At 41.0% G+C, this 17649-nt stretch carries 18 protein-coding genes; 7 read left to right on the forward strand and 11 right to left on the reverse strand.

The window, feature by feature from the left end:
* Nucleotides 1-17: 17 nt before the first annotated feature.
* The 3 genes from tsaA to AC3KVK_RS08075 form a co-directional block, all read right to left on the reverse strand.
* Nucleotides 18-731: a tRNA (N6-threonylcarbamoyladenosine(37)-N6)-methyltransferase TrmO gene (gene tsaA / locus AC3KVK_RS08065; RefSeq protein ID WP_490312042.1), complete on the reverse strand. Its 714-nt coding sequence runs from the start codon at nt 729-731 to the stop codon at nt 18-20.
* Nucleotides 732-815: 84 nt separating this feature from the next.
* Complete coding sequence (locus AC3KVK_RS08070; protein WP_490312041.1) at nt 816-1283, reverse strand: acyl-CoA thioesterase; 468 nt, start codon at nt 1281-1283, stop codon at nt 816-818.
* A 175-nt stretch (nt 1284-1458) separates the two neighbouring features.
* Entirely contained in the window at nt 1459-3105 is a 1647-nt protein-coding gene (locus AC3KVK_RS08075; RefSeq protein WP_490312040.1) for an electron transfer flavoprotein-ubiquinone oxidoreductase, read from the reverse strand.
* Between the two features lie 192 nt (nt 3106-3297).
* On the opposite strand from AC3KVK_RS08075, the gene AC3KVK_RS08080 reads away from it, so the two are divergent.
* The 4 genes from AC3KVK_RS08080 to AC3KVK_RS08095 all read left to right on the forward strand — a co-directional run bounded on the left by AC3KVK_RS08080 (nt 3298) and on the right by AC3KVK_RS08095 (nt 6780).
* Nucleotides 3298-4050, forward strand: a complete 753-nt coding sequence (locus AC3KVK_RS08080; RefSeq protein WP_490312039.1) for an electron transfer flavoprotein subunit beta/FixA family protein — start codon at nt 3298-3300, stop codon at nt 4048-4050.
* The gene (locus AC3KVK_RS08085; protein WP_490312038.1) at nt 4047-4973 is read left to right on the forward strand and encodes an electron transfer flavoprotein subunit alpha/FixB family protein; all 927 of its coding nucleotides are present in this window, start codon (nt 4047-4049) and stop codon (nt 4971-4973) included. Before AC3KVK_RS08080 ends, AC3KVK_RS08085 begins: the two co-directional genes overlap by 4 nt.
* A 301-nt stretch (nt 4974-5274) precedes the next feature.
* Nucleotides 5275-6183: a histone deacetylase family protein gene (locus AC3KVK_RS08090; RefSeq protein ID WP_490312037.1), complete on the forward strand. Its 909-nt coding sequence runs from the start codon at nt 5275-5277 to the stop codon at nt 6181-6183.
* A gap of 153 nt (nt 6184-6336) precedes the next feature.
* The gene (locus AC3KVK_RS08095; protein ID WP_490312036.1) at nt 6337-6780 is read left to right on the forward strand and encodes a SirB2 family protein; all 444 of its coding nucleotides are present in this window, start codon (nt 6337-6339) and stop codon (nt 6778-6780) included.
* Nucleotides 6781-6898: 118 nt separating this feature from the next.
* On the opposite strand, the gene AC3KVK_RS08100 is transcribed toward AC3KVK_RS08095, so the two are convergent.
* From AC3KVK_RS08100 to AC3KVK_RS08120, 5 genes are all read right to left on the reverse strand, one after another.
* On the reverse strand, nt 6899-8071 hold the full coding sequence (locus AC3KVK_RS08100; RefSeq protein WP_490312035.1) for a lipase family protein: 1173 nt from the start codon (nt 8069-8071) through the stop codon (nt 6899-6901).
* 29 nt (nt 8072-8100) lie between these two features.
* Nucleotides 8101-8529 carry a DUF6795 domain-containing protein gene (locus tag AC3KVK_RS08105; RefSeq protein ID WP_490312034.1) on the reverse strand — a complete coding sequence of 143 codons (429 nt, stop codon included), beginning with the start codon at nt 8527-8529 and terminating at the stop codon, nt 8101-8103.
* Nucleotides 8530-8606: 77 nt separating this feature from the next.
* Complete coding sequence (locus AC3KVK_RS08110; protein WP_490312033.1) at nt 8607-9041, reverse strand: DUF6795 domain-containing protein; 435 nt, start codon at nt 9039-9041, stop codon at nt 8607-8609.
* Nucleotides 9042-9404: 363 nt separating this feature from the next.
* Nucleotides 9405-10058 (reverse strand): sugar transferase, encoded by a 654-nt coding sequence (locus AC3KVK_RS08115; protein ID WP_490312032.1) that lies wholly within the window; start codon nt 10056-10058, stop codon nt 9405-9407.
* A gap of 9 nt (nt 10059-10067) precedes the next feature.
* Nucleotides 10068-10787, reverse strand: a complete 720-nt coding sequence (locus tag AC3KVK_RS08120; protein ID WP_490312031.1) for a PilZ domain-containing protein — start codon at nt 10785-10787, stop codon at nt 10068-10070.
* A 442-nt stretch (nt 10788-11229) separates the two neighbouring features.
* Between AC3KVK_RS08120 and AC3KVK_RS08125 the strand changes: the two genes are divergently transcribed.
* Nucleotides 11230-13131: a S9 family peptidase gene (locus AC3KVK_RS08125; protein WP_490312029.1), complete on the forward strand. Its 1902-nt coding sequence runs from the start codon at nt 11230-11232 to the stop codon at nt 13129-13131.
* A gap of 184 nt (nt 13132-13315) precedes the next feature.
* Here the strand turns inward: AC3KVK_RS08125 and AC3KVK_RS08130 are convergent, their stop codons facing one another.
* Entirely contained in the window at nt 13316-13696 is a 381-nt protein-coding gene (locus tag AC3KVK_RS08130; RefSeq protein ID WP_490312028.1) for a SpoIIAA family protein, read from the reverse strand.
* Nucleotides 13697-13836: 140 nt separating this feature from the next.
* The gene (gene asnS / locus AC3KVK_RS08135; protein ID WP_490312027.1) at nt 13837-15234 is read right to left on the reverse strand and encodes an asparagine--tRNA ligase; all 1398 of its coding nucleotides are present in this window, start codon (nt 15232-15234) and stop codon (nt 13837-13839) included.
* A gap of 217 nt (nt 15235-15451) precedes the next feature.
* Between asnS and AC3KVK_RS08140 the strand changes: the two genes are divergently transcribed.
* The gene (locus AC3KVK_RS08140) at nt 15452-15796 is read left to right on the forward strand and encodes a hypothetical protein (RefSeq protein ID WP_490312026.1); all 345 of its coding nucleotides are present in this window, start codon (nt 15452-15454) and stop codon (nt 15794-15796) included.
* 1 nt (nt 15797) lies between these two features.
* Complete coding sequence (locus tag AC3KVK_RS08145; RefSeq protein ID WP_490312025.1) at nt 15798-16229, forward strand: AAA family ATPase; 432 nt, start codon at nt 15798-15800, stop codon at nt 16227-16229.
* A gap of 42 nt (nt 16230-16271) precedes the next feature.
* On the opposite strand, the gene bioA is transcribed toward AC3KVK_RS08145, so the two are convergent.
* A complete protein-coding gene (gene bioA / locus AC3KVK_RS08150) occupies nt 16272-17561 on the reverse strand; it encodes an adenosylmethionine--8-amino-7-oxononanoate transaminase (protein ID WP_490312024.1) in 1290 nt (429 codons plus the stop codon).
* Between the last annotated feature and the right edge of the window lie 88 nt (nt 17562-17649).

The raw sequence follows: 17649 nt of genomic DNA on the forward strand, positions 1-17649 counted from the left end.
TTTGCTTGCAAAAAAGCTTAACTATCGCTTTGCAGACTAATTTCTACCACAGTGTTCAGATCGTCTTCAATTTCCCATTTGATATTGAAGCAATGAAGGCTCATTCCATATTGTTGTAAGCCGTCTTTCGATTTTTTATAGGCAGGGCGCGGATCTTGTTTTAGCACGCTGCTGATAAACGCTTTGAGTTCAGGGAACTTACTTTGGCGTTCACAAAATTGTTCGGCTTGCTCACTAAACTGCACCCTTAATTCTGTTTCTGGTCTGTCATCGGCAAATCCGCCTTTTGCATCGGGCAGGCTGTCAGAGTAGGGTAGATAGGGCTTAATATCGATAATCGGCGTGCCATCGAGTAAATCAATCCCTGATAAGTGTAAGCACAGTTGGCCTTGTTTATATTCAATCCCTTCGAGTTTTACGGCACTCATGCCAATGGCATTGGGTCGAAACGTGGCACGGGTGGCAAAGACCCCTTTTTTTTCGTTGCCACCTAGGCGCGGCGGACGCACAAGAGGTGACCAGCCTTTATCGGCTGTTTCATGAAATCGGAATAATAACCATATATGGCTAAATTCATCCAGCCCACGGACAAATTCTTCACGATTAAAATTAGCGGCAAACATAAGCGTTGCTTTTGCTTGTGGGATCAGACGCGGTTGACGAGGAATGGCAAATTTTTGTTTATAGGGAGATTGGATATAGCCAATCGGTTCAATTTGATAATGCGACATTGCTCGGCCTTGTGACAAAATTAGCCGAGCATTTTAAACCCACTAAGGTGCAAACACCATCCTTTAGCGCACCTTAACGTGAAATTACTCTGGATGCTGTAATAAAGACTCAGCTTGAATCGAAATTTCTTTCATTTTTATTGCATAGGCTTCAAGTCGTTTTTCTTCCTCTGTTTTTGCGACAAAAGAAGGCACTTCGACTGGATACCCAGCTTGGTCGGTGGCCACAAAGTTAATAATACAATGATTGGTTTCATTCATACTTTGCGTTTTTGGATCGCCACATTTAACGCTTATAAATATTTGCATACTGGTTTTACCGGTATGGGCTATTTTCGCCGATACTTCGACAATTTGTCCGACCAAGATAGGGCGGTGAAAGCGAATAGTGCCAGTAGAAATAGTGACGCAGTAATGACCGCTCCAACCTGCTGCACAGGCATAACCCGCTTGGTCAATCCACTTCATTACAACGCCACCGTGGACTTTGCCGCCAAAGTTGACATCGGTCGGCTCAGCTAAAAATCGAAATACCATCGAAGACTGTTTCATATACATTGCTCATTGTTGGTTTTGTCAGCCCAAATTATCACAGAAAGCGAAAAAGAGAATGACATAAATTAGTTAGAGTATTGAACACATTAGTAAAAAAGTAAAAAGGGGCTTTCGCCCCCTGCAATTTAGGATTCAATAACACCGCTTAGCAACGAATAAAGTGCAAAACAGTTTACATATTTGGGTAGTTTGGCCCACCAGCACCTTCTGGCGTGACCCAGGTGATGTTTTGGCTTGGATCTTTGATATCACACGTTTTACAGTGAATACAGTTTTGGCTGTTGATCACAAATTGAGACTGGCCTGCTACTTCTTGAATCTCATACACGCCCGCAGGGCAATAACGCTGGGCTGGTTCATTAAATTTAGCCAAATTCACCGTGACTGGGATGTCTGAATCGGCAAGCTTAAGGTGACACGGTTGCGATTCTTCGTGATTGGTATTTGATAAAAAAACCGAGGATAATTTATCAAAACTCAACGCACTATCAGGTTTAGGGTAGCTGATAGGACGTGCACTTGCGGCGCTGTGTAAAGTTTCATGATCGGCTATGTTGTCTTTAAAGTTAAAGGGCAGTTTTCCACCAAAAACATTTTGATCCAGACTGTTGTAGGCACCGCCAACAAATTTACCTAATTTATGCATCGCTGGGCCAAAATTACGCGAGCTGTATAACTCGTCATATAACCAAGATGCTTTAAAGGCGTGAGAAAACTCTGTTAAGTCTGTATTTGCTTGGTTATTTTCCAGTGCTTCGAATATAACGTCCGCAGCGATGATGCCAGATTTCATTGCTGTATGATTTCCCTTAATTTTGGCAAAATTAAGGGTGCCAGCGTCACAACCGATGAGTAAGCCACCAGGGAAGTGCATTTTAGGCAATGAGTTCAGGCCACCTTTGGCAATCGCACGGGCACCGTAGGCAATGCGTTTGCCATTTTCGAGCACAGACTTAAACACTGGGTGATGTTTCATACGTTGAAACTCATCAAATGGGCTTAAGTGTGGGTTACTGTAGTTTAGGTCAACAATGAGCCCAATCACGACTTGATTGTCTTCAGCGTGATACATAAACGCACCACCATTGGTCTCGTTGTCAAGCGGCCAACCTGTGCCATGAACAACATGGCCTTCTTGATGTTGTTCACTCGGTACTTGCCAAATTTCTTTAAAGCCTAAGCCATAATGCTGAGGTGATTGTCCTGCATCAAGGTTGAATTCGTTGATGAGTTGCTTACCTAAATGTCCACGGCAGCCTTCGGCGAATAAAGTATATTTAGCACGTAATTCCATGCCGGGCATATAGCCGTCTTTTTCATTGCCATCTTTATCAAGACCCATATCACCAGTAATAATGCCTTTGACTGTTTCTTCTTCAATAATCAGTGAATGGGCTGAAAAGCCAGGGAAAATTTCAACGCCTAAACTTTCAGCTTGCTCAGCTAACCAGCGGCACACATTCCCCATAGAGACAATATAGTTACCCTGGTTATGGAAGGTTTTTGGTACCGCAAAGTGAGGCAGACTGGTGGCTTTATGATCGTTATTAAACCAGTAAATTTCATCTTCTTTAACTTTGGTTGTTACTGGCGCACCGAGCTCTTGCCAATTTGGGATCAGTTCATCCAGTGCGCGTGTTTCAAATACAGCCCCCGATAAAATGTGGGCACCCACCTCTGATCCTTTTTCGACCACACAGATCATTAATTCTTGTTGATTGTCTTTTGCTTGTTGCGCTAATCGAATAGCAGAACTCAGACCAGCAGGGCCAGCCCCAACAATCACTACATCAAATTCCATGGTTTCGCGCTCAACCATAACTACCTCTTATTATTCTGTGACGGTGACGTAAATAACTATGAACAGCTATTACTATGTAAATATAGCAGTAAGACTATTTTAGGTTGACGTTTACGTCAACAGGAAGTACGCTAATCCCATAAAAAATGTTAATAACTTTATAACTGATTGTTGATTTCACACGTCATTTCAGTCAGTAACGGAGCGAATATGAAAATTCTCGTGCCAATTAAGCGAGTCATCGATTACAACGTCAAGGCCAGAGTTAAAGCCGATAAAACAGATATTGATTTAGCCAATGTTAAAATGGCTATGAATCCTTTTTGTGAAATCGCAGTTGAAGAGGCTATTCGCATTAAAGAAGCCGGCAAGGCAACAGAAGTTATTGTTGTCTCGATTGGTGACAAAACTTGTCATGAACAATTACGAACAGCCTTAGCGCTTGGAGCCGATCGTGCAATTCATATCGATACCGATCAAAAACTCGACTCTCTGCATATTGCTAAATTACTCAATAAACTGGTTGAACAAGAAAATCCAGAGTTAGTTATTCTTGGTAAGCAATCAATTGATTCGGATAATAACCAAACGGGTCAGATGCTCGCAGCTTTAAGCAAGCGCCCTCAAGGTACTTTTGCTTCAGAGGTCGTCATCAATGAAGGCAAAGTGGCTGTCACACGCGAAGTTGACGGTGGATTACAGACAGTCTCTTTAACCTTGCCAGCTATCATCACAACTGATTTACGTTTAAATGAGCCGCGTTATGCGTCATTACCAAATATTATGAAAGCAAAGCGTAAACCGCTAGAAACAGTGGCTGCGGATAGTTTTGGTGTTGATCTAAGCCCACGTTTTGAGTTACTTCAAGTTGAAGAGCCTGCACAACGCCAAGCTGGCATTATTGTTGACGATGTTGCACAGTTAGTAGAAAAATTAAAAAATGAGGCGAAGGTAATCTCATGAAATCATTAGTGATCGCAGAGCATGAAAATGCCATTTTAAAACCTGAAACGTCTAAAACAATAAATGCAGCGTTAAAAGTAGGCCACAGTGTCGATGTGCTAGTTGTCGGTGACTCAGTCACGCCTATTGCTGAGCAAGTCGCAACAATTGCAGGCGTAAATCGTGTGCTACTTGCCGATAATGCCGCTTATGCTCACCATTTAGCTGAAAATACCGCCGATTTAATCGTGTCCATCGCTGCTGAGTACAGTCATATTTTTGCATCGGCGACCACGACAGGTAAAAATACGTTACCACGTGTGGCTGCGTTACTTGATAAAGGCCAAATTTCTGAAATTATCGAAGTGGTAAATGCTGATACATTTAAGCGACCAATTTATGCCGGTAATGGTATTGCAACGGTTAAATCACTGGAAGACGTAAAAGTGATTACTGTACGAGCCAGTGCGTTTGAGTTACAAGCAGATCAACCTGCTTGTGAAGTTCAGTCACTGGATGCTGTGATTGAGTCGAGTAACAGTGTGTTTGTTTCAGTGAGTCAAACAGAATCTGTGCGCCCTGAGCTGACCGCTGCACCTGTGATTATTTCGGGTGGTCGTGGTATGCAAAATGGTGAAAATTTTGCCTTACTTGATGGCATCGCCGACAAGTTGGGGGCGGCTATTGGCGCTTCGCGTGCAGCGGTTGATGCGGGCTTTGTGCCCAATGATATGCAAGTCGGTCAAACGGGCAAAATTGTCGCGCCTGATCTGTATATTGCTGTTGGCATTAGCGGTGCAATTCAACACTTAGCGGGCATGAAAGACTCAAAGGTGATAGTTGCAATCAATAAAGATCCAGACGCACCGATTTTCCAAGTTGCGGATTACGGCTTAGTGGCTGATTTATTTGATGTCCTGCCAGCGTTAGAACAAGCTTTATAACAATAACAACAATTTCTGGTTGTAAAGCCGCGCTTCAGTGATGATCGCGGCTTTTTTTATTAACTCTTCACGCTTTATTCTATAAAATCCACACGGTTAGCTTAACTCAGACAATGTATCGGGTATCGACCACCAATTTTTTAGAACGGTTGTTTTGCTATTGCCCTGCAAATAGAAACTGCTTGAGAGAAATAAGCGTTTAGCCGTTGAGATTAATCGATTATTACTGATAGGCTCGAGTGCTAGTCGTGTGATCACATGCAAATTAAATAGCTAGTTATCAGTACAAAGGTGCCGTTTCATGACCATTAATCCACATTTACCTTTGGTGTATCATCAAGATTACTCGTTTGATTTTGATATTAATCACCGCTTTGTGATGAGCAAATTTGCTGATGTGTATCAGCACCTACATCGAGATGGCTATATCCAACAAAACGTCTTTACGCCGCACCGCGCAGCTATCTGCTGTCTTGAATCGATCCATTGCGCGAATTATTTGAATGATTTAGTGCATAATCGGCTAGACGAAAAAGCGCAGCGTCGCATTGGCTTACCTTGGTCACACAAGCTCATGGCGCGAACATTTACCGAAGCGCAAGGCACGTTGTTGACAGCACAATTAGCTATAAAACATGGCATAGCTTGCCACTTAGCGGGTGGGACGCATCATGCGCATAGCGATTTTGGTGCTGGATACTGTATGGTTAACGATTTAGCCTTTACCGCTACCGCACTGATTGAGCAAGGGTTAGCAACCAATGTGTTGATTTTTGATCTTGATGTTCATCAAGGGGATGGTACAGCCGCAATTTTGCAGCATAATCCGTATGTGTTTACTTGCTCAATTCATTGTGAAAAGAATTTTCCGTTTCGTAAAAGCAACAGTGACTGCGATATAGGCTTGCCAGTAGGAATGCAAGATGGGCAATACCTTGACGTGATAGAGCAAAGCTTATTTAGCTTAATTCGCGATATAAACCCGAGTATTGTATTGTACGATGCCGGCGTAGATATTTGGCAACATGATGGTTTAGGGAAGCTCGATATTTCTTGGCAGGGCATAGAAAGGCGCGATCGCACTGTACTGAGTATTTGCCAACAATTAGGAGTGCCCGTCGCAACAGTGATAGGTGGAGGTTATGACAAAGATCATGCACGATTGGCTGCACGTCATAGCATCGTGATTAAACAAGCTGCCAGATTTTAAGCAAACTAAAAGATAAAAAGTTACAGCTATTCATTCGCTTAATAACATTATCTGATTATTTTGATTTTTTAAGTGCGTAACTCTCTATATACTCCCAGAGCAATAGTGGTGCTGCATCACCGTTAGCAAGTAGCTTATAAATGGAAACTTAATATGTACATGATTGTAAAACATACCCATCTCACACTCATAGCCTTAACGTTTGTCTTTTTTCTGATTAATTTTGTATTGACCTTAAAAGGCTCAGATAAGGTCAATAATAAACTTCTCAAAATTGGCCCGCACATTTTATATACCTTATTTGTGTGCACTTTTATTTATTTAGTGGTGGTTAATCCATTGAATTTATACCCACTCACCAACGGCTGGGCTAGCTCTAAACTAGCCGGCTTTGTTTTTTACGTGCTTTCAATCACATTGGCATTAAAATGGGCGAAAAAGACCATTTGGCGCGTAGTTGGATTTATAAGTGCAGTATTTTGGTTAGCAATGACAGGCCGCTTAGCGTTTGCGCATCATTTAAAAGTTAAAGGGTCGAACGAGACAACAGCCAGTTTAATTCAATACAGCCAAACGATGTTTAGCGCAATGTGTTAGTAGCAAGGCTGTGGTCAGGTTATTGATTGCAAAGTCAAAACTTGTGCTTCACTTATTTAAAGGCCCATAAAAGATTGCGGGCCTTTCTTCCATACTCCTATAAAAATGTTTTCATTTTTTAAACTAAAGCTGAAAGTGCTTTCTGAGCTACTTTATTAACCATCTGCAGTGTTTTTTCAAACACCCATTTTATAAATTCAGCTGATAGCTCTTTTATTTTGGCTCGACTATATCCTGCAAAAGCTAGCATGCATGCAAGTAAACCATTAATTGGGCCGGTTAAATCTACAGTGTGAAAATTGTTGTTTGCTAAAATCATCGCAATTTTGTCGTATAAGCTTAAGCCGTTTGAAACCCCAGACTGCAGCGCATTCAGCGCTCCAAGCTTTGCTTGGCGTAATAGAGTCATTAAAGCCTCACTTAAACGGTTCATCCAATAAATGGAAGTTTGGACTTGGCTTGCGTGGGTAATGTCTAAGGTAACACGTTTAAACGGATTAAATGTTACCCTCTTATTGATGCTATCCCAAGACTGCTTTTGTGAGTTTCGGGTGTAGTACTTCATCAAGTGGTGCCAAGGCACAATTATTTGGTTGTTGTCCATCTTGTATTCAGGAGCGTTGTAAGGAGCTTGCATGAATGGCCAAAAAGGCACCATAGGAATTACATCGCCCCCATTTACACAGCGGAATATATTCTTTGGGTCAAGAGCATTAGTCGTACTTAATGCGAAATTAGTTAAGCCTACCTTTGGAGCTCCAAAAGTATATAACTTAACGTTTACATCGAAGCGTCGTTTAGCCCAATCTGCGACTAGTGATGCGACTGCACCACCAAGGCTGTGACCAACACAATGCACAGTAGCATGCGACTTGAGCGAGCTTAACAATGGGGCTAATTCTGACTTTAAAGTTTCAAATAAAGTATTGAAGCCGGCATGAACACTATGGCCACCATCGCAAACACTTATGTTCGCTCTGCAGTCAGTTGATGCGTCATATAATGAGGCGGTACCTCGAATAGCCAATACCAAATCATTTTTAAATGGATTCATGCGCCCAGCTGGGGATGATCCTTTTCCAACAAGAACAAAACCTGTTTGATGACCTTTAGCATGAGCCATTGCTCCGCCAGAAGTTCCTTTTATTGGACCGTTTGATAGATCGAAAGAGAAGAAGCTTCTCAATGTTGCGGATGTTTCAAGTAAATAGCGTCCTCGCTTCGTAGGTTTATGAATATCATAGGCGATAGTGGCCAATTCGGCACAAATTGCTGGAGATAAAGTGCTCATATTAATTCCCTTTAAAAATAAAATTTATATTACCAACGACAAATGCTAGTTATATTATGTTCTTCCTGAAAAGGAGAGTCAGTGTTTATAAAGTGATGTACTTGTTCACTAGAAGTTAAATCTGCTTTCAAATTAATCAAATGTTTTTTAAACTCAGACGTATTTTTTAATCCTCTCTGATTACCAAACCAGAGTAAGTACACTTCGCCATTCTTTTCTAGGTCAATAATTACTCGTACCACAGGCTCATGAAAAATACTGCCGGGTTTGCGAGACTTGAGAGATTTGGCAGGAAACGAGAAGTAACCATTTTCATCAGTGTAAACACTGTCTAGCTCTTCTTCTTCGTAGGTTAAGCTTCGCTCAATGAGTTGATTGGCTAATGGGGTTCCATTTTCAAAAACCTGACCTTTCACTTCGGGGCATAATTCTACGGTATAGCGTATTAATCCGAGCATATATCGTTCCTTGTTAATAATCCATGTTTCTATAATTATCCATAAACAGAAGAGAACATCAATGTATTGTTATTATGTTACTTGTTTTTCAACCGAACAATACTTTTAATTAAGTGTTCGTCTAATGGATCCTCAGAGTTAATTAGGTGATGTTTTACTTCTTCATCCGTTAAGTCAGCTTTTAAGTTTTTCAAAAATTTTTTAAACTCTTTCGGATTTTTCAGTCCATGCTGAAAACCTAACCAGAGATTGTAAACCTCACCATCTTTTTCTAAATCTATGATAATTCTGACCACAGGTTCATGAAAGATACTGCTAGGTTTGCGAGACTTTAAAGACTTAGCTGGAAAGGCGAAGCAACCATTGTCGTCAGTATAAACACTATCTAGTTCTTCATCGTTATAGGTTAAGCTTCGCTCAATGAGTTGATTGGCTAATGGGGTTCCATTTTCAAAAACTTGACCTTTTACTTCTGGACATAATTCTACGGTATGGCGAATTAATCCGAGCATTATCGTTCCTTGTTAATGATGAATGTTCCTACAATTATCCATAAATAGAGTGAACCAACAATATATTTGCTATGTAATTTAACTTTTCCAACGACAAATACTTGAAATATTGTGTTCGCCGCTTGGTGCTTCAGAGTCCTACCGAGCTATACTTTTACTAACGTGCTCAATAAACTTGAAGGCTATAATACTGATTTAGAAATAAAGCGGTAAACCAACATCAGCTAGTGTGAAAAGTTACGGAGATAAATCACCAATCAATCTTAACTAAATAGGTAATATTGTGTCTGAAACGGTGCAATAAAAATAAAAGCCTCGAATATAATTAAACAATTATTTAGACGGCAAAATACAGTGTAAAAATTACATGGCACCTCGGCCAAATAATACCGCAGGAATGGTTTTTAGCAGTATTTTGATGTCGAGCCATAAAGAAAGGTTATTAATATAAAACAAGTCGAGTCGTATCCAATGATCGAAGTTAGCATCGTCTCGAGCGCTGATCTGCCAAAGACCAGTGATCCCAGGTTTCAATTCTCGGCGGATCACGTGCCATTGACTCATATTTTTATCTTCATAGACTGGCAAAGGGCGTGGGCCAACTAAACTCATATCGCCAATCAGCACATTTATTAATTGAGGTAATTCATCCAAACTGGTTTTACGAATAAAATGGCCAAAATGGGTGATCCTTGGGTCATCATTCATTTTAAAAGCAGGGCCATCTCGCTCATTTTGAATCAATAGATCGGCTTTTAATTGCTCAGCATCAATTACCATAGAGCGAAATTTATACATTTTGAAAGGCACGCCACCTTTACCAGCTCTAATTTGCGTAAACACAACAGGACCTGGCATAAACAACTTGATGCCAATAGCAGTTAACAGAAACAAGGGGGCGAATAGGATTAATAAAACACTGGCACCGACGCCATCCATAAATTTTTTCCACCAAGGGGATTTAATTGTAAAATGGGGTTGTAAATCTTGTACTGAAAAGTGTTTGTTGTCGTTCATAAATTGTCTTTATTGAGGCTCAAATGTGACTGCAAAGCCTTGTCCCATACTGCGGATAACATGGCCTTTGGCTAAAATTTTTATATCCAAACTCGAACCTGAGTCAAGTTCCGTTAATGGCAGCGAAAACTCAAATTCAATTTCTGTGTCGTCATCTATTTGTCGATCGCTAATAATAAAAGCGCCAGAAGAAGAGATGTTTAATGTTTGGGCGCTGAGAGTGTGCATTTTATTGGCTTGTTTGATACATAGCTGCGCATTCAATAACAAGGGGAGTCTTTCTTGCACACGTTTATTGGCCATTTTGTTTATTGAAGGGGGGCGGGGCAAGCTATCTGGGTATACGTTAATGCTATGCTCAAACTCGGATAATTGACTAAATGTATGCTCAATACGGTTTAAAAAAGACTTTGCGCCTTCAAGGGGTGTATTAAATAAATAAATGGCTAAGTGAGTCTCGTCAAAAAAACCTATTTCATCAATGACACGATTTAGCGCCGTTAGGTTTTTGACCAGTGCCTCACATAATGGGCAAAAGGCTCCTGTTGGCATGGCAAATAATACTAAGGAAAATGGGTTACTAAGTCGATCGGCTCTGATTTTTTCTTTGTTCAACATGTGCTGAAATTCAGCAACCGATAACACGCTCGGTATATTTTTTCGAAAACGCTCTTTTTTAGTGGCAAAAAACTGTTGCAGCAATAATCCTAATGAACCACTTGTTTGCATTGAAGCTCGCCTTTGTCTATGTGGAATTACACTGCTAGTATAGCCAAAAATTGGCTAATAGATGTTCAATGACGCGTTTGTTGGCTCAACTGGTTCGATAGTAATTAAGCTTCACCTCTTCTTTAGATTCGTAAATAGCGGTGGCTTGAGTCGCTGCTTTTTGTACGTTTTGCATTACGGTTAAAGCAGACTCTGAGCCGGGTTTTGCTGATAGGTCGATACTTTTTAAACTCTGCGCATGTGATCCTGAGATATTCATCCCATTTAGTTAGCTGAAGTTGGTGTTCGGCTAAAGTGTGAGCCTAATAAAGTTTTTTAGCATCAACTTTTAAAATTACCCCGCTATTTTGATACATTTTTCAGTTGTTAATCGCATCCCGCTTTCCAATTTATAGATTAATTCTGTACTCTTATGCTGATTAATTTTTGGAGGAATGTCGCGATGTTGCGAACTGTATTATCTGTAAGCTTAGGACTAGCGGTCAGTATGGGGGCTTATGCCAATGAGGTGATGACCCCAGAAAAACTTTGGCAAGTAAAGCGTGTGAGTGCGCTGGGTTTAAATCAAAATAAAACCCATGTGATTTATAAGGTGACGACACCGAGTGTTGATAACAACGACTTTAGCAGCAAGGTTTATCAAGTGCCGCTAAAAGGGGGAGAATCTCAATTATTAGAATCTTACCAAGGTGTGGTGATCGATAACAACATCTCGCCAGATGGCACGAAAAAGTTGTATCACGAGAAAGTGCAATTAGACGCTATCTTAGCGACAGATCGTTATAAAGATATGGTGCAAGCCAATGCCTATGTATTTGACGATTTAAATTATCGTCATTGGGATACATGGAAAGACGGCACATTTAAACACGTATTTTACCAAGACTTAAAAACCGAACAAACAGTCGACATAATGCAAGGACTGCCATTTGATAGTCCAACCTCGCCATTTGGTGGCGCAGCGGATTACACCTGGGGGCCAAAAGGCGAAAATATTTATTATGTGAGCAAAAAACTCACCGGTACAGATTATGTAAAAAGTACCAATACCGATATTTATCGTTACAACCTTAAAAGTCAGCAAACCACTAATATCACCGAAAGTAATTTAGGTTACGACAAGTATCCTGCATTTTCAGCGGCAGGCCACTTAGCTTGGCTACAAATGGATGAAGCGGGCAACGAAGCTGATAAAAACGATATTATTGTTCGAGTTGATAACCGTGATCATAACTTGACCGCGCATTGGGATGGCACGGTTAATAGTTTTAAATGGAGCCTCGATGGTAAGCAAATCTATTTTATTGCGCCTGTTGATGGAACTATCCAGTTATTCCAAGTAGCGGTGAATCTAAAAACAAAAGCCAAGCCAAAAATTAAGCAGCTAACGAAAGGTATGTTTGATGTTAATGGCATTGTCGCAGTACTCAATGATTCGCTAGTGGTCACACGAAACAGTATGAATGCTGCACGTGAAATATATCGTTTTGATATTGGCAGTAACAAGCTGACAGCACTGACAAACGAAAACGATACCTTTTATGCAAAGCTTAATTTACCTACTGTTGAAAAACGTATGGTTAAAACAACCGATGGCAGCGATATGTTGACGTGGGTTATTTATCCACCTAATTTTGATAAAAATAAAAAATACCCAACACTGCTTTATTTACAAGGCGGCCCACAGTCTGCGTTGTCACAATTTTATTCTTTCCGTTGGAACTTCCAAGTAATGGCTTCACAAGGGTATATAGTTGTGGCGCCTAACCGCCGTGGTATGCCGGGTCACGGTGTGAAATGGAACGACGATATCAGCCAAGATTGGGGTGGGCAAGTGATGCAAGATTACCTGGCCGCAATTGACGATATGGCTAAAGAGTCGTATGTGGATAATTCACGTATTGGTGCCGTTGGGGCGAGTTATGGTGGTTATTCGGCGTTTTATTTAGCAGGCAACCATGATGGTCGTTTTAAAACCTTTATTGCTCATTGTGGTATTTTTGATTTACGCAGCATGTACGGTACAACTGAAGAGCTGTTTTTTGTCAATAACGAGCTCGGCGGTGCGTACTGGGAAAATAACCCGGCAACGAAAAAAGCATACGGGCAATTTAACCCTGTTAACCACATTGAAAAATGGGATGCACCGATGTTTGTGATTCATGGTGCAAAGGATTATCGAGTGCCACTGGAACAAGGTATTGCAGCATTCCAAGCAGCAAAATTACGAGGCTTGAAAAGCCGTTTTATGCTATTCCCTGAAGAAAATCATTGGGTACTGACGCCTCAAAACGGTATTGTGTGGCAACGTGAGTTTTTCAAATGGCTAGATGATACATTATAACGAATTAACCTTGTTGCGGGTTGATTTACCTTTTATCTACAGCAAGTTAATTCGGTTGATGATAATAAAATGCCAGCGTTCACCCGCTGGCATTTTTGTGTGTAAACATTGCTTACTCTGTTTTTTTGTCGAGGTATAAAGAAATTTCATTGAATTAAATGAAGTCCGCATTGACACGCTAGTTTTAATCAAATAGCCAATTCATTGCACTTGTTTTATCTTCAAAATATTTCACCTCACCACTGATAAACCAGTTGGCCAGCTTTGCCATGATTTCTTGCCAAGATTTATGTCCATAAATGGCAATTTTTCCGAAGTCGTTGTTGTGCTTAAGGCCTAGTTTTAGGTCTTCCCAAGCGGCTCGCAGTTCCCAGCCGGTTAGTTCATCTGCGTCAATCAGTACATTCACTTTTGGGTGTGCAAGCCCACAAAGGGCACTTTCAAGGATTGGGGTGATCCTCTGGTAATCTTGATGAGTCAAGGTGCCAATTATTTTGAGAGATAAAAAAATATCAGCTCCATGACGTGCTAAGCCTATATTTAATCCATGTGTAACTTTTGACATTTTAAACACCTAAAAACAAATTTGTAATGGCACTAGCTTAACAGCACTGAAAAGTAAGGGGTTGATCTACGACAGGTTTGTGAATTTCAGGCAAAAAAAATCGGCTACTTTAGCCGATTTTTTAAATAAAACCATACTGATTAGTACGTTGCATTACCTTTGGTACGTGGGAAGGCAATCACATCACGAACATTACCCATACCGGTAACATACGCCACTAAACGTTCAAACCCAAGGCCGAAACCTGAATGAGGCACGGTGCCATATTTACGTAAATCACGGTACCACGAGTAATCTTCTTTTTCTAAGCCCATTTCTTCAAGGCGGGCATCGAGTACATCAAGGCGCTCTTCACGTTGTGAACCACCAATGATTTCACCAATGCCGGGTGCAACCACATCCATTGCAGCCACTGTTTTGCCATCTTCATTTTGACGCATGTAAAACGCTTTAATGTCTTTAGGGTAGTTTTTGATAACTACAGGGGCTTCAAAGTGAACTTCAGCTAAATAACGTTCGTGCTCTGATTGTAAATCGACGCCCCATTCAACAGGGAACTCGAATTTTTTGCCGCAGTTTTTAAGAATCTCGATAGCGTCGGTATAGTCAACTTGTGCGAAATCTTTTTCGACAAAGCTTTCTAAACGTGAAATTGCGGTTTTTTCAACACGAAGAGCAAAAAACTCCATGTCATCGCGACGCTCCGTTAACACTGCGTTGAACACGTATTTAAGCATGTCTTCGGCTAATTTAGCGATGTCATTTAAGTCAGCGAAGGCGACTTCAGGCTCAACCATCCAAAATTCAGCTAAGTGACGTGATGTATTTGAGTTTTCAGCACGGAACGTCGGGCCAAAGGTGTAAATATTTGACATGGCAGAACAATATGTTTCACCATTGAGTTGACCTGATACCGTTAGGAATGCTTCTTTACCAAAGAAATCTTCGCTGTAATCAACGTTTCCTTTGTCATCGCGAGGTAAGTTTTGCATATCGAGTGTGGATACGCGGAACATTTCACCGGCACCTTCACAATCACTCGCTGTAATAATTGGCGTGCTGATCCAGAAAAAACCACGCTCGTGATAAAAGCGATGGATAGCCTGCGATAAACAGTTACGAACGCGAGTCACTGCACCAATCATATTCGTGCGCGGACGCAAATGAGCATGCTCTCGTAAATATTCAATACTGTGGCGTTTTGCAGCCATTGGGTACGTGTCTGGGTTTTCAACCATGCCGACAATTTTTACTTCGTCTGCTTGAATTTCGAAAGATTGACCCTGACCTTCAGAAGGCACTAATTTACCCGTTACTTCAACAGAGCAGCCCGCTGTTAGCGTTGTTACTTCATTGTAATTATTGAGCGAATTAGGCACGACAGCTTGAATAGGATCAAAACAAGAACCGTCATGAACGGCTAAGAAAGAAATACCTGCTTTTGAGTCGCGACGAGTTCGGATCCAGCCTTTAACTGTAACCTGACTATCGACTGCAACTGCGCCTTTTAATAGCTGTGCTATTGCTGAATGGCTCATTTTCACTCCAATGATTAACGTTGCCTGTAAAATATTGCAAATTGAACAAAAATGACATGCCAAAGACATGTCAATAAAAAGCTATCTTACCCTCGAACGGGGGAGAAAAAAACATTTAAAGTACATTTTCACTATTAATGCTTGTATTTTAAACAGTTCTAAGCTGAGATAAGCAAACGAACGACTAAGGGGCACGTTCATAATCAAAGAGGGTAATTTGCAAGAGCGACGTAAAATTAAACATGACACACTTAAAATCATCATTAGGTGGCTGACTTTAACCTGTTGGTTGGTATTTGTGGCGGCTTTAATTGCCTTTCACTATGCGCGACCTGAGATTGAATATGGCATTATTCGTTACTTTGATTTGAGTGTGCGAAGTACTTGGCTTGCAAGCCCAAAAGACGTCCTAATTTTACTTTTGTATGTGTGCAGTGGCTTGAGTATCTTCACGATTTTCTTGAATCGCTTTCGTGCTCGCCGACAAAGTGATAATCTGCGCATTAATTTGATCAGTTTATTGATCATTTCACTTTCATTTCTATTAGTTGTCATTTTATAACATGAAACAAGTTTTTATTTTACGTGGGCTACCCGGTAGCGGCAAAAGCTTTTACGCAGAGCAATTAACAGGTGAATTGGTTAAGGGTGATGAAAATCAATTCTTGATATGTTCAACAGATGATTATTTTTATCAAGACGGTGCTTATCAGTTCGATAAGTTTAAACTCCCTGAATTTCACAGCCTCAATTTAGCGCGGTTTATCCGTGGTTTAGCGCAAGACATCCCGTTAGTTATTTTGGATAACACTAACATTAAAAAGTGGGAATTTTTACCTTATCTCGAAGTTGCTCATGCGATGGGGTATCAGGTAAAAGAGGTCATTGTCGGTGATATAAAAGATAAATCTTTGCAGCATTTGTACAGCCAGCGCAATAGCCATGGTGTGGCACTTAAAACCATCAGTAAAATGGCGTATATGTTTGAATGGTAAATTACGATGCATCAACAACATGTGATGCATCGAGATACTTTACTATTTGCGATTTGCCAACACAGTGAAAATGGCGCGGCCAAGCGTTTCTATCTGCGGTTGTTCACTGATATACGGTGGCATTAAGTAAATTAGCTTTCCAAATGGACGGATCCAGACGCCTAGTTCGATAAATTCTTTTTGGATCTGTGCGACATCCACTACATGGTTTACTTCGACCACACCAATCGCGCCCAATACCCGCACATTTTCAACACATTGTAACTGTCTGCACGGTGCTAATGCGTCATTAAGCCAAGAGTTAAGTTGGCTAACTTGTTCTAAGCACGCAGTTTGTTCTAGTAAATCGATACTCGCACATGCTACCGCACAAGCTAGGGGATTCGCCATAAAGGTTGGACCGTGCATTAACACACCGGCTTCACCTTCACTGATACCGATTGCAATTTTATCCGTGGTTAACGTAGCCGATAACGTCATGTACCCACCTGTTAACGCTTTGCCTATACATAAAATATCAGGTTCAATCTGTGCATGCTCGACGGCAAACCACTTACCTGTGCGGCCAAAACCGGTTGCGATTTCGTCACAAATCAATAGCACATTGTATTGGTAACACAAGCGGCGTACGGCTCTTAAATAGTCAGGATGATAGAAGTTCATCCCGCCAGCATTTTGCACAATGGGCTCAATAATAAAGGCTGCAATTTCGTGATGATGTTTGGCAAAGTAATCTGCAAGCATTGTTGCTTCATGCTCATCAAAATCGTGATCAAATTGACTAACTGGTGCAGGCACAAAGATGTGCTGGGGTAAAAACCCTTGATAGAGTGAGTGCATTGAATTGATTGGATCGCAGACACTCATGGCGGCAAAAGTATCGCCATGATAACCCTTGTGTGGGGTCATGAGTTTATTTTTACCTGTGATGCCCTGACTTAGCCAATATTGCAGTGCCATTTTGATTGCCACTTCTACGCTTACCGAACCACTATCAGCAAGAAATACTTTGTTTAATGACGAAGGAGTAATTGCGATTAATTTTTTACACAATTCAACAGCAGGAGTATGGGTGAGGCCTCCAAACATAATATGGCTCATGGCACTAAGTTGACTTGTAACAGCCTCATTCAAAACAGGGTGGTTATAACCGTGAACGGCACTCCACCATGACGCCATGCCATCGATGAGCTTTTCACCCGTTTCTAGGTAAATGAAATTTTGTTCAGCATGAGTGACCGGGTATACAGGTAAAGGCGCGGTCATTGAAGTATAAGGGTGCCAAATATGGTTTTTATCAAAATCAAGGTCGATTGGGTGTTTTTTACTCATATGTAAACTTGGTTTGCTTTTCAAATGTTGACAATCAAAGGTTGCTCCGTAGACTAACCCATTAAGTGCGATAGAGACAAACTAAAAG

This window comes from Pseudoalteromonas sp. J2K-J979 (genome assembly GCF_058169715.2).